Below are 11296 nucleotides of genomic sequence, written 5' to 3' on the forward strand. Positions count from 1 at the left end.
CCCCCCCCCCCCCCCCCCCCCCCCCCCCCCCCCCCCCCCCCCCCCCCCCCCCCCCCCCCCCCCCCCCCCCCCCCCCCTCATGGCATCTCCTCCGCGTCCGGCCAGGGGGACGGTACGTTCTCGTTCACCGAGCTGATCAGCGCGTGGAGGTCGATCCTGACCAGGTCGACATCGGCGATCCGCAGCGTCAGGTCCCCGGCGAGCACCACCCCGCCCGCCAGCAGCCGGTCCAGCAGATCCACCAGGGCGATCTCGCGCTGGGCGAGCGGGTCGAGGGCGTTGCTCACCCGCGGGCCTCCTCTCCCGCCCCCGCGGGCTCCTCCGCCGCCGGCGCCGTGTCGTCGCCGGCGGGCTCCGACGCCAGGCCGGTGAAGGAGTACGGGGCCCACGGCCCGGTCAGCTCGATCCGTACGCCGTGCGCCTGCTCGGCCAGCTCGCCGACGAGCGCCGTGAACGCCCCGGCCTCCCGGCGCGGAACCAGATACGCGCCGTTGAGGATGTTCTGCCCGGACGCGCCCGACAGCCGGGCGTCCTGGGGCCGGTGCAGCCGGGTGTGCTCGGCGATCCGTGCGAGGGCCTGATGGGTGCCGCGCGCCCAGTCCTCCGCCTTGCGCCAGGTCTCCTCGCGGCCGATCCGCTGCTCCCGGCGGCGGCGCAGATACTCCCGGCCCGTGGCCAGGCGCGGGCTCTCCTCGCCGGCGACCGCGACGGTGGGCCCGAGGTCCGCGTACATCTTCACGCCCCACTCGTCGCGGCCGTCCAGCAGCTCGATGGCCTCCCGGAAGCGGCGCCGGCCGTCCGCCAGCATCCGGCGGACGCCCTCGTCGCCCCGGCAGACGGTGGCCAGCCGCAGCGGCAGCGCGCACGCCGAGGCGGCGACCGCGTCCACCACCTGCTGGTGGCAGCGGGCCGTCACCTCCAGCCAGTGCATGTCCTCCAGATGGCGCCGCAGCGGCGCCTCCTCGAACTCCTCGGCCGGCACGGGGCTCACCACGGCGGCGAGCTCCTCGTCCGGCACCGTGTGCACGGGGGCCCCGCCCACCCCGGTCAGCCCGGCGGGCAGTCGGCAGTCCGCGGCCGGCGTCACGGCGTAGACGTAGTGCAGGGGTTCGGTCATGACGCTTCCTCCGCCGGGTCGCTCGCCGGGTCGCTCCCCTTCGTCACCTGTCGCCGGGCGCCGGAGGAGAGGGCCGGGTCGTGCTCCCACCAGTCGATGCCCATCTCCTTCGCCTTGTCGACGGAGGCGACGATCAGGCGCAGCTTGATGGTGAGCAGCTCGATGTCGAGCAGGTTGATGCGGATGTCACCGGCGATCACGACACCCTTGTCGAGCACCCGTTCGAGTATGTCCGCGAGATTGGCGCCGCTGCCCGACGAGCCGTACGGTTCCGGCAGGGTCCCCGTCGTCATGCCGTCATCTCCTTTCCGAGGCGGCGCGCGCCGCCTCGAGCCGGTCCAGCAGCTCGTCCTCGCGGCGGTCGAACTCGTCCTCGTCGATCAGCCCCGCGTCCAGTTGGTCCGACAGCTCGCGCAGCTCCCGCTGGATGGTCGTGGGGTCGTAGTGGAGCCGTTCCGCCTCGGCCACGAGCTGCCGCAGCACCCATCCGGTGCCGCGCACGGGTGCCAGCGGCAGCAGCAGGACCTCGCCGATCAGTCCCATGACGACCCGTCACCGGCCCTCATCGCGCGCCCTGGGCCGCCGGCGCGGGCTGGACGAAGCTGTACGGCGGCAGCGGCCCGTTCACCTGGAGGTCCAGGTGGGGGTTGGTCTCGCGCAGCTTCTCGACGGCGTTCAGGAAGCCCGCCGCGGCCTGCCGTTCCAGCAGGAAGGAGAGGTTGACCAGCCAGCCGGAGCCCTCGGGGCCGGGCTGGTGCAGCTCGGCGTGGGGGGCCAGGGCGCCCTCGATCACCTTGGCGTCGTGGACCTCGCGGGCCCGCACCCCGTTGGCGATCCGCTCGCCCAGCCGCAGCCGGTTCTCGTACGAGCCGCCGCCGGCCGCCCGGTTGGCCTCGGTCAGCGCCCGCGCCTCCGGGTCCTCGGTGACGACCAGGCGCACGACGTCCTGCTCGCGGTGGACGGCCTTCACGTTGTACTCGACCCGCCCGTCGAGCTGGTCGAGCTGGCGGCGGTAGTGCTCGCCGTGGTCCTCCAGCACCTGCCGCACGGTGTCGTCGTCGGCGGACAGGCTGCCGAAGCGCAGCGGCAGCACGGGGCCGCCGGCGCCCACCTCGGCCAGCACGTGCTGGTGGGCGAGGAGGTCCCGCCGCTTGGGGCGCAGCTCGTCGGGGCAGTCGCTGACCACGGCCGCCAGTTCACCGGACCGCACCGTGCGGACCTCCCTGGGCGGGTCGCCGATCCCCACGAGCCCCTCCGGCAGCGCCGGGTGCCCGGTGTGCACGATGCCGTAGACGTAGGTGCTCATCTATGCCTCCTCCTTCCGGCGGGAGCTGCTGCTGCTGCGACGCTGGCGCGGCTCTTCCTCGGCGTCGTCCTGGCCGCGCTTGAAGGCGTCGGAGATGGTCTGGGCGGCGCCGGAGAGGGCGCCCTTGGCCTTGCCGCGCGCACCGGACTCGGTGACCTCGCCGACCAGGTCGGGCAGGCCCGGGTTGCGGTGCGGCCCGGCCTCCAGGTCCAGCCGGTTACAGGCCTCCGCGAAGCGCAGATACGTGTCCACGCTCGCGACCACGACCCGTACGTCGATCTTGAGGATCTCGATGCCGACCAGGGAGACCCGGACGAACGCGTCGATCACGAGCCCTCGGTCGAGGACGAGCTCGAGCACGTCGTACAGGCCACTGGTGCCGCCGGAGCCCCCGCTCTGCTGTGCCGGGACAACCGTCATGTCGGTTGGCCCCCTCTCTGTGGTGTCCTACGGATCTCTCGGTCTCTCCGGGTTTTTCTCGGTGTCGTAGATGTCGTAGGCGTCGTCGGTGTCGTCAGCCGTCGGATCGGCCGCGCTCGTAGCGCCTCAGCCGTCGGTAGCCGGTGAGCTGTCCCTGCTCGTCGACGGTGACCTCGTACGACGCCATCAGGCTCATCGTGTCGGGCACCCGCTCGAGCTCCAGGACCTCCACCTCCAGCTCCCAGCCCTGGTCGGTGCGCTCGAAGCGGGTCACCGCCTCGCCCCGCAGCCCGGTCAGCTCCGCGAGCTGCCGGCCTGCCGTGCGCAGCACCTCCAGCGCCGGGGGACTGCCGTCCGCCGCGCTCTTGTCAGGATTTCTCGATGTATTCGCCATGGCTGCCTCGAAGCGCCGGGTACCGCGCCTCGGGCTCGTCAAACCTGCGATGAGAGGATCGTTGGAATGGTGGGCCGAATCGGCCGGGGAAGCGCAATTGGCGGGCGAATTCCCCGCGTTCCCGGTTTGCCGTCCGGCCGATATTCGGCGGCCCCGCCGAGAGGCGAGGAAGGCCCGTAAGGGTGATGGCCGAACAGGCAAACGTGGCGCGGGAGTTTTGTGACACAAGCGTGACTGTCCGGAGGCGGGGCAGTGGCGTGAACATGTCGCCTCGGCGCCCGGGGCCGGTGCTTCCACCGGGGCCGCCGGACACCTACGGTGGCGGCCATGGACAACGCATCGATGCCACCGAACCCGCAAGACGACTGCGAGGAGTACGTCGGCATGGCGGCCGCGGAGGCCGAATCGCTCGCCCGCGGCCGGGGCTGGACCACGGTCCGCGCGGTCGCGCCCGGCGCGATCATCACCATGGAGTACCTGGCCGGACGGCTCAACTTCGAGGTGAAGGACGGCACGGTCCTCCGCTGCTGGCAGGGCTGACGGCGGATCGGGGCGGGCCCCCCGCACCCTGTGCCCAGCGCTGCGCCCAGCGCCCCGGTCCCGGCAACGCGAAGGGGCCCGGTCGTGGGGAGTGTGCGTACCTCCCACGACCGGGCCCCGAGCCGAAAGACGGTCGGCGGCCGAAGTCGGTCGGCAGCCGAAAGGCGGTCAGCTTCCCGCCGGGCGCCCCCGCTGGGCGGACGGCGCGAGCGGTGTCGTCGTCCGTCCCACCCGGTCCGAGTGCGGCGGTCGGCGGCTGCCGGTCGGCGTGACCGGAGTGCGCTCGGAGCGCGTGGTGTGCGGCCGTGCCGCGTGGTGCGGCCGGCCCTCCGCGCCGCGCCCCGCGGCCGTGCCCGGCGCGCCGGAGGCGACCACGGCCGTCCGCCCGGCGCTCGCCGGCACCGGCTCGCGCTCCCAGGCCGAGGAGCCCTCGGAGGAGCCGACCCGCTGGACGCCGATCGCCGGCCGGCCGCCGGTGGCGGACACCGGCGCCGGGATCGGGCCCGGGGCCGCCCCCGGCAGGGGCGGGGAGGCGGGAACGGGGAAGAGCGGACCGCCCGCCCGCAGCCGGTCCCGCGTGGCCAGCACCCAGTGCTCGGCCCAGGCGATGGCCGGCTCGAACCAGGGCAGGGCCAGCAGGATCAGCAGCCCGGCCGCCCAGCCGAGCAGCACATCGCTGACCCAGTGGGTGCCGAGGTAGACGGTGGTGGCACCGACCCCGAGCGCGAACATCGCGGCCACCACGGAGAGCACGCGCCGGGCCCGCGGCGTGGTGGCGAGATAGGCCAGAATGCCCCAGGTCACCACGGCGTTCGCGGTATGTCCGGAAGGAAATATATCCCCGCCGGCGAACATCTCGGCGGAGCCGACGGTCGTCGCGTAGTGGGGGCCGAGCCGGCCCAGCCCGTACTTCACCGCGCCCACGGTGACGTTGAGCAGCAGCAGCGCCACGGCCAGCGCGAACACCGGGCGCAGGGTCCGCTGGCGCCAGGAGCGCCAGCCGAGCCAGGCGGCCACGAGCACCGCCGTCGGGCCGCGCTGGCCGAGCACCACGAAGTAGTCCAGGGACGCGTGGAGCTCCGGCCACTGCTTGTACGGGCGGAACAGCATCACCTGCCAGTCCAGCCGGACCAGTCGGGTGCCCGCGAGAACGGCCGCCACGATGGCGCCGTACAGCCCCAGGGTCGTGCCGAACAACACCCTGCGTGTTCGGCTCATCCGCGGGACTTCGCGGTTGCTCGGTCGCTCCGGCTCCTGCTCGAGTCGGGCGAGGATTCGGTCGGTACGCACCCAATCGACGTTACAGCGCGTAGGCAGCGCACTCGGCCCAACCAGCGGGTTTGTGATGACGATGTGATGTGGACTTCGTCTCATGTGCGAGTTTAATTCGGCCGGTTCGGGAAAAGCGTTTGGCTCGCTTCGCGAATTACCATCACCTTTTCCGGATGATCTTCACGGGATGTCCGAATTCGTGCACCGCGGGCGCCGCGTGAATTCCGTCGGCGGTCGGCACCGGCCGATGGATCACGGCGGGTGATGGATCACGGGGCGGTGTCGAACCCGTGCCGAGCCGGGTGGCCGCGCGCGCCGCGCACCCCCGCGAGCGCGGGAATCCGATGACGCGCCGCCCGAGGAGCGCGTGGCGAATACCACGTGGCGTCGTTCACAAAGGGGAGCCCGGCCCGGCATCGCGCCGTCCGGACTCGCGTACGCTGACGATTCACTCGCCTCAGGCCGCCGGGCCACCGCGACAACGGTCCTGCTCCGAGCCCCGCCGAGCGCGAGCTCCACACTGGGAGGTGCGTACATGTCCGGAACGACCACGGCCCACGAGCGACGGGCGGCGGGCGTTCCCCGGCATTCGCGCGGCACCGCAGCCGGCCCCGGCGCCAGCCGCTGGGTGATCCTGGTGGTGCTCTGCGTCAGCCTGCTGCTGGTCGCCCTCGACGCGACCGTCCTGCACGTGGCCGTCCCGGCCGTCACCGAGGACCTGCGGCCCGGCGCGATGGAGCTGCTCTGGATCGTCGACGCCTATCCGCTGGTCGCCGCGTCCCTGCTCATCCTCTTCGGCACGCTCGGCGACCGGGTCGGGCGCCGCCGCGTCCTGCTGCTCGGCTACGGGCTCTTCGGCGTCGCCTCGGCCGTCGCGGCGAGCGCCGACAGCCCCGGGGTGCTGATCGCGGCCCGCGCGCTGCTCGGCGTCGGCGGTGCCATGATCATGCCGGCCACGCTCTCGATCCTCCGCCAGGTCTTCCCCGACCGGCGCGAGCGGGCGCTCGCCATCGGCATCTGGAGCGCCGTCGCCGCCGTCGGGGCCGCCGTCGGGCCGCTGCTCGGCGGGCTGCTCCTGGAGCACTACTGGTGGGGCTCGGTCTTCCTGATCAACATTCCGCTGATGGCGGTCTGCCTCCCGCTCGGCCGCTGGCTGCTGCCCGAGTCCACCGGCGACCGCAACGGCCCCTGGGACGTGCTCGGCGCGCTGATGGCCGCGTTCGGGCTGTTCGGCATGGTCCTCGGCATCAAGCGGGTGGGCAGCGGCGAGGAGCTGCTGCACCCGGCCACCCTGGTGCCCCTGCTGGGCGGCGCGGCCCTGCTCACCGCCTTCGTACGGCGCCAGCGCCGCCGCGCCCACCCGCTCGTCGATCTGCGCATGTTCGCCCGGCCGGCGTTCGGCACCTCCGTCGGCTGCATCGTGCTCGCCATGCTCGCCCTGGTCGGGCTGCAGCTGATCGCCACCCAGTACATGCAGCTCGTGCTCGGCCTCTCCCCGCTGCAGACCGGGCTCCGCATGATCCCGCTGACCTGCGCGGCCATGGCCGCGGGGCTGGCCGGCTCGCGGATACTCCACCGGTTCGGGCCGCGCCGCATGGTCGCCTTCGGCTTCGCGCTCACCGCCGCCGCGGTGCTCGCCCTGACCGCCATGGGCCAGCAGGACCGGCCCACCCTGCTCACCGTGGGCTTCGTCCTCCTCGGCTTCGGCCTGGAGACCACGCTCTTCGGCGCGTACGAGTCCATGCTCAGCGAGGCGCCGGCCGACCAGGCGGGCGGCGCGGCCGCCATCGGCGAGACCTCGTACCAGCTCGGCGCGGGCATCGGCATCGCCCTGCTCGGCAGCGTGATGAACGCGGCCTACGCGCCGGGCGTGGCCCAGGTGCCGGGGGTGCCCGGCGCGGCCGGCGCGGCCGCGGGCCACTCGCTGGGCGAGGCGTACGAGACCGCCCGCCGGCTCGGCGGCCCCGCGGGGGAGGCGCTGCGCGCCGCCGCGCGGGAGTCGTTCGTCCACGGGCTGCACGTGACCCTGGTGGTCAGCGCCGCCCTGCTGCTGCTCGGCGCGGTCGCGGCGCTGCGGCTGCCGCGGCTGATGGACTGCGGGGAGACGGCCCAGCGCCTGGGGTCGAGCGAGGACGCGCCGGTGGGTCCGGCGCGCGAGGCCGCGGCCACGGGCGCGCGCCAGGAGGCGACCGGAGCGCCGGCCGTGACGCCCGTGTCCGCGCCCGCTTCCCCGTCCTCGTCCGCGACCGCCACGTCCGTGCCGCGCCCCGCGGACGGGCGGTCCGGGGAGCGGCTGCGCGCCCGCGGCTGATCCCGGGCGGGCCCTGGACGGCCGGCCCGGCCCACCCGTAGGTTCTGTGCTCAACGGATGATCACGACTGATCACGACCGATCACGTCACGACCCGGAGGCCGCGCCCATGTCCACCCGGACCCCCCGCACCGTGCCGCCGTTCGCCCCCGAGGACCCCCTAGGGCTCGACGACCTGCTGGACGCCGACGACCTCGCCGTGCGCGACACCGTCCGGCAGTGGGCCGCCGAGCGGGTCCTGCCGCACATCGCCGAGTGGTACGAGCGCGGTGAGCTGCCCGTCCTGCGCGAGCTCACCCGCGAGCTCGGCGCCCTCGGCGCGCTGGGCATGTCCCTGCGGGGTTACGGCTGCGCGGGTGCCTCCGCCGTCCAGTACGGGCTCACCTGCCTGGAGCTGGAGGCGGCGGACTCCGGCATCCGCTCCCTGGTCTCGGTGCAGGGCTCGCTCGCCATGTACGCGATCCACCGCTTCGGCTCGGAGGAGCAGAAGCAGCGGTGGCTGCCGTCGATGGCCGCCGGGGAGACCATCGGCTGCTTCGGCCTGACCGAGCCCGACCACGGTTCGGACCCGGCCGCGATGCGCACCCACGCCAAGCGCGACGGCGGCGACTGGGTGCTGACGGGCCGCAAGATGTGGATCACCAATGGCTCGGTGGCCGGCGTCGCGGTCGTCTGGGCCCGCACCGACGACGGCATCCGCGGCTTCCTCGTCCCCACCGACAGCCCCGGGTTCTCCGCCGTCGACATCAAGCACAAGTGGAGCCTGCGCGCCTCCGTCACCAGTGAGCTGGTGATGGACGAGGTGCGGCTGCCCGCGGACGCCGTACTGCCGGAGGCGATCGGGCTGCGGGGGCCGCTCAGCTGTCTGAGCCACGCCCGCTACGGCATCGTGTGGGGCTCGATGGGCGCCGCGCGGGCCTCCTTCGAGGCGGCGCTCGACTACGCGCGCACCCGGGAGCAGTTCGGCAGGCCCATCGGCGGCTTCCAGCTCACCCAGGCCAAGCTCGCGGACATGGCCGTCGAGCTGCACAAGGGCATCCTGCTCGCCCACCATCTGGGGCGGCGCATGGACGCGGGGACGCTCCGGCCGGAGCAGGTGAGCTTCGGCAAGCTCAACAACGTGCGGGAGGCGATCGAGATCTGTCGCACGGCCCGGACCGTCCTGGGCGCCAACGGCGTCTCGCTGGAGTATCCGGTGATGCGGCACGCGACGAACCTGGAGTCGGTGCTCACCTACGAGGGCACCGTGGAGATGCACCAGCTCGTGCTGGGGAAGGCACTCACCGGGCTCGACGCCTTCCGCTGAGGCGAGCGGTCGGCGCGGGCCCGAGAAGACACGGTCCCGGCCCGGGGGGCGGGGCCGGGCGGGGGCGTCAGCTCTGGTTGAAGAAGCCGTCGCCGGAGCGGGCCACGGACTCCCCGCTCACCACCTGGTAGTCGTTGGGCGTCAGCAGGAAGACCTTCGCGGCGACCCGTTCGATGGAGCCGCGCAGCCCGAACGTCAGACCGGCGGCGAAGTCGACCACGCGCTTGGCGTCGGCGGGCTCCATGGTGGAGAGGTTCACCAGGACCGGGATGCCGTCCCGGAACAGCTCGCCGATGCCGCGGGCGTCCCGGAAGCCGTCCGGGGTGATGGTGGCGATCCGGCGCCCTTCCTCCTGCACCGCGGCCTCGGTGGCCACCCGCACCCGCGGGTCGGTCACCCAGGCGTCGCGGGGCTCGGGTCCCTCGGCGTAGTCGTCGTCGTAGTACCGCTCGTCATCGTTGTCGTCGACGAGGCCCAGCCAGGCACTCGCCTTGCGCACCGATCCCATGGACGCCTCCTCTCACACGCGGTCGCTGCCGTCCGCCTCTCTATGGTCGTCCATGATGCGGAGGATGCGCCAAGCGGAAAGACCCCCTGCCGGGGTTTCGTGACGGTACTGGTGCACAACGCATGGCGGGCCATCAGAGTTTCTGCTGTGTACGGATACTGACGGTGCGCTACCTCCTGCCCGTCGAGCCGGATGGGTGACACAGGGGTCGTACGGGTGATGAGGTGGCCGGATAGCATGCCCCGCGAGCCGTGAGCGCGGGCCATGGGCGGCGCCACGGCGTTCCTTTCATCTGTTTTCGGGGGATTTCGTGTTCGGCATCGTCAGGCCATGCGCTCATCGCATGTCCGAAAACATGCGCACCCAGTGGATGGCGCACCTCTGCGGCCTGTGCCTCGCGCTCCGCGGGGACCACGGCCAGTTCGCCCGGGTGGCCACCAACTACGACGGCCTGATCGTGTCCGTACTGGTCGAGGCCCAGTCGGAGCGCTCGGGGGACTGGCGGCGCACCGCCGGCCCCTGTCCGCTGCGCGGCATGCGGACGGCGCCCGTGGCCCGGGGCGAGGGCGCCCGGCTGGCCGCGGCGGTCTCGCTGGTGCTGGCCTCGGCGAAGGTGCGCGACCACGTCCTGGACGGGGACGGGCTGCTGGCCCGGCGCCCGGTCGCGGCGGCCGCCCGCCGGGTGGCCCGGCGCTGGGACCGGGCCGGCGCCCGTACGGGAGCCGACCTCGGATTCGACACCTCCGTTCTGGTCGAGGCGGTCGACCGGCAGGCGGAGCTGGAGGCCGGCACGGGCCTCGGCGGCTCGCTGCTGGCGGTCACCGAGCCGACCGAGACGGCGACCGCGGCGGCCTTCGGGCACACGGCCGTGCTCGCCGGCCGGCCCGGCAACCGCGCCCCGCTGGAGGAGGCGGGCCGGCTCTTCGGGCGGCTGGCGCATCTGCTGGACGCCGTCGAGGACCTCCACCGTGACACCGCGTCAGGGGCGTGGAACCCGATCGCCGCCACGGGGGCGGACGCGGCCGAGGTGCGCAGGCTGTGCGACGACGCCGTGCGCGGGGTGCGGCTGGCGCTGGAGGACGTCGACTTCGTCGACGGGCGGCTGGCGCACGTCCTGCTCGTCCACGAGCTCGGCAGGGCGGTGGACCGCGCCTTCGGAACGGCCTGCGCGCACGGCGACCCGGACCCGCGGGGACTTCAGCGGGAGCTTCAGCAGTACGGGCAGCAGCCGGGCGCGCGGCAGTACGGACAGCAGCCGCAGGGACAGCAGCCGTACGGTCAGCAGGGCGCGCCGGCGTACGGGCAGCAGCCGTACGGTCAGCCGTACGGGTCGCCGGGGGCGTACGCGTACGGGCCGCCCGCCGGCGGTTCCGGCGGGCCCGGGGGCTCGGGTGGCGGTCACGGCCACGGCGGTGGGGGCGGAGGCGGCGGCTTCGACGGCTGGGGCCAGGACCGCCATCCGCGCAAGCGCGGCCTGATAGCCGGCTGCGCGGTGTGGACCGGGCTCTTCTGCACCTGCCAGGTCTGTTGCCGCAAGTCCTATGACGACCCCTGGCGCAAGCGGAAGAAGCGCGAGGGCTGGTGCCGTAAGTCCTCCGATGCCTCCGACGTCTCCGACGCCGCCGACTGCTGCGACTGTTCCTGCGACTGCTGCGGCTGCGACTGCTGAGAGCGCCGACGCCTTCCCGCGCCCGCGCACCCGATATGACAGGCTTGACCGCCATGAGGGACAGCGACGACGAGGCGCGGCGGCAGTGGGCCGAGTGGCGCGAGGAGCGGGAGGCCGCGGTCTCGGCGCCGTACGGGCCGCTCTCGCTCACCGGGACCCACTGGCTCGCGGAGGCCCGGGAGGGTCGAATTCCGGCCATTCCCGGGCTGTGGCGCGAGGCCGCCGACGGCGTGCTGCTCCACGCCTCGGCCGACGACGGGCTGACCGTCGACGGCAGGCCGTTCGCGGGCGACCTCGTCCTGGGCGCCGACCGGGGGGAACCGGCCGCGGCGCGGGTCGTCCAGGGCGACCGGCGGCTGGTGGTGATGGCGCGGGAAGGCGACTGGGCCGTCAGGGTGTTCGACCCGGCCGCCGAGAACCGCCGCTCCTTCGCCGGAATCGTCGCCACCGCCCC

13 protein-coding genes and 1 pseudogene are annotated in these 11296 nt (G+C 73.8%); 5 read left to right on the forward strand and 9 right to left on the reverse strand.

Features of this window, described 5'->3' with window-relative positions; all coding sequences use genetic code 11:
- Window positions 1-77: 77 nt before the first annotated feature.
- The 7 genes from ACSNOD_RS21525 to gvpO all read right to left on the reverse strand — a co-directional run bounded on the left by ACSNOD_RS21525 (window position 78) and on the right by gvpO (window position 3237).
- Entirely contained in the window at window positions 78-287 is a 210-nt protein-coding gene (locus tag ACSNOD_RS21525; protein ID WP_436768637.1) for a gas vesicle protein, read from the reverse strand.
- Window positions 284-1117: a GvpL/GvpF family gas vesicle protein gene (locus ACSNOD_RS21530; RefSeq protein WP_436768638.1), complete on the reverse strand. Its 834-nt coding sequence runs from the start codon at window positions 1115-1117 to the stop codon at window positions 284-286. Before ACSNOD_RS21530 ends, ACSNOD_RS21525 begins: the two co-directional genes overlap by 4 nt.
- Window positions 1114-1410, reverse strand: a complete 297-nt coding sequence (locus tag ACSNOD_RS21535) for a gas vesicle protein (protein ID WP_436768639.1) — start codon at window positions 1408-1410, stop codon at window positions 1114-1116. The genes ACSNOD_RS21530 and ACSNOD_RS21535 overlap by 4 nt, the downstream gene beginning before the upstream one ends.
- Before the next feature lie 4 nt (window positions 1411-1414).
- Entirely contained in the window at window positions 1415-1660 is a 246-nt protein-coding gene (locus ACSNOD_RS21540) for a gas vesicle protein GvpG (protein WP_436768640.1), read from the reverse strand.
- A gap of 19 nt (window positions 1661-1679) precedes the next feature.
- A complete protein-coding gene (locus ACSNOD_RS21545) occupies window positions 1680-2423 on the reverse strand; it encodes a GvpL/GvpF family gas vesicle protein (protein WP_436768641.1) in 744 nt (247 codons plus the stop codon).
- Window positions 2424-2843, reverse strand: a complete 420-nt coding sequence (locus ACSNOD_RS21550) for a gas vesicle structural protein GvpA (protein WP_436768642.1) — start codon at window positions 2841-2843, stop codon at window positions 2424-2426. It lies immediately after the preceding gene.
- 94 nt (window positions 2844-2937) lie between these two features.
- Window positions 2938-3237: a gas vesicle protein GvpO gene (gene gvpO / locus ACSNOD_RS21555; protein ID WP_436768643.1), complete on the reverse strand. Its 300-nt coding sequence runs from the start codon at window positions 3235-3237 to the stop codon at window positions 2938-2940.
- A 327-nt stretch (window positions 3238-3564) separates the two neighbouring features.
- Between gvpO and ACSNOD_RS21560 the strand changes: the two genes are divergently transcribed.
- Window positions 3565-3777 (forward strand): I78 family peptidase inhibitor, encoded by a 213-nt coding sequence (locus ACSNOD_RS21560; RefSeq protein ID WP_436768644.1) that lies wholly within the window; start codon window positions 3565-3567, stop codon window positions 3775-3777.
- 168 nt (window positions 3778-3945) lie between these two features.
- On the opposite strand, the gene ACSNOD_RS21565 is transcribed toward ACSNOD_RS21560, so the two are convergent.
- Window positions 3946-5067, reverse strand: coding sequence for a phosphatase PAP2 family protein (locus tag ACSNOD_RS21565; protein ID WP_436768645.1), 1122 nt, complete (start codon window positions 5065-5067; stop codon window positions 3946-3948).
- A 517-nt stretch (window positions 5068-5584) separates the two neighbouring features.
- Between ACSNOD_RS21565 and ACSNOD_RS21570 the strand changes: the two genes are divergently transcribed.
- Window positions 5585-7360 carry an MFS transporter gene (locus ACSNOD_RS21570; RefSeq protein WP_436768646.1) on the forward strand — a complete coding sequence of 592 codons (1776 nt, stop codon included), beginning with the start codon at window positions 5585-5587 and terminating at the stop codon, window positions 7358-7360.
- A 108-nt stretch (window positions 7361-7468) separates the two neighbouring features.
- Window positions 7469-8665: an acyl-CoA dehydrogenase family protein gene (locus ACSNOD_RS21575; RefSeq protein ID WP_436768647.1), complete on the forward strand. Its 1197-nt coding sequence runs from the start codon at window positions 7469-7471 to the stop codon at window positions 8663-8665.
- 67 nt (window positions 8666-8732) lie between these two features.
- Here the strand turns inward: ACSNOD_RS21575 and ACSNOD_RS21580 are convergent, their stop codons facing one another.
- On the reverse strand, window positions 8733-9173 hold the full coding sequence (locus ACSNOD_RS21580) for a cell division protein SepF (protein ID WP_436768648.1): 441 nt from the start codon (window positions 9171-9173) through the stop codon (window positions 8733-8735).
- A gap of 310 nt (window positions 9174-9483) precedes the next feature.
- Here ACSNOD_RS21580 and ACSNOD_RS21585 point away from each other — a divergent pair, with 310 nt between their 5' ends.
- Both ACSNOD_RS21585 and ACSNOD_RS21590 read left to right on the forward strand, forming a co-directional pair.
- Window positions 9484-10842: a DUF5685 family protein gene (locus ACSNOD_RS21585; RefSeq protein ID WP_436768649.1), complete on the forward strand. Its 1359-nt coding sequence runs from the start codon at window positions 9484-9486 to the stop codon at window positions 10840-10842.
- A 53-nt stretch (window positions 10843-10895) separates the two neighbouring features.
- Window positions 10896-11296 (forward strand): annotated as a pseudogene (locus ACSNOD_RS21590) (DUF1684 domain-containing protein); the annotation flags it as partial.

Source organism: Streptomyces sp. URMC 123, assembly GCF_051386515.1.
Lineage (GTDB): Bacteria > Actinomycetota > Actinomycetes > Streptomycetales > Streptomycetaceae > Streptomyces.

What these genes read in the sequence shown, in the direction of transcription:
- ACSNOD_RS21560 (WP_436768644.1), top strand. Translation starts at nt 3,565, where the DNA reads ATGGACAACGCATCGATGCCACCGAACCCGCAAGACGACTGCGAGGAG.
- ACSNOD_RS21575 (WP_436768647.1), top strand. Translation starts at nt 7,469, where the DNA reads ATGTCCACCCGGACCCCCCGCACCGTGCCGCCGTTCGCCCCCGAGGAC.
- ACSNOD_RS21550 (WP_436768642.1), bottom strand. Translation starts at nt 2,843, where the DNA reads ATGACGGTTGTCCCGGCACAGCAGAGCGGGGGCTCCGGCGGCACCAGT.
- ACSNOD_RS21580 (WP_436768648.1), bottom strand. Translation starts at nt 9,173, where the DNA reads ATGGGATCGGTGCGCAAGGCGAGTGCCTGGCTGGGCCTCGTCGACGAC.
- ACSNOD_RS21540 (WP_436768640.1), bottom strand. Translation starts at nt 1,660, where the DNA reads ATGGGACTGATCGGCGAGGTCCTGCTGCTGCCGCTGGCACCCGTGCGC.
- ACSNOD_RS21545 (WP_436768641.1), bottom strand. Translation starts at nt 2,423, where the DNA reads ATGAGCACCTACGTCTACGGCATCGTGCACACCGGGCACCCGGCGCTG.
- ACSNOD_RS21570 (WP_436768646.1), top strand. Translation starts at nt 5,585, where the DNA reads ATGTCCGGAACGACCACGGCCCACGAGCGACGGGCGGCGGGCGTTCCC.
- gvpO (WP_436768643.1), bottom strand. Translation starts at nt 3,237, where the DNA reads ATGGCGAATACATCGAGAAATCCTGACAAGAGCGCGGCGGACGGCAGT.
- ACSNOD_RS21535 (WP_436768639.1), bottom strand. Translation starts at nt 1,410, where the DNA reads ATGACGACGGGGACCCTGCCGGAACCGTACGGCTCGTCGGGCAGCGGC.
- ACSNOD_RS21530 (WP_436768638.1), bottom strand. Translation starts at nt 1,117, where the DNA reads ATGACCGAACCCCTGCACTACGTCTACGCCGTGACGCCGGCCGCGGAC.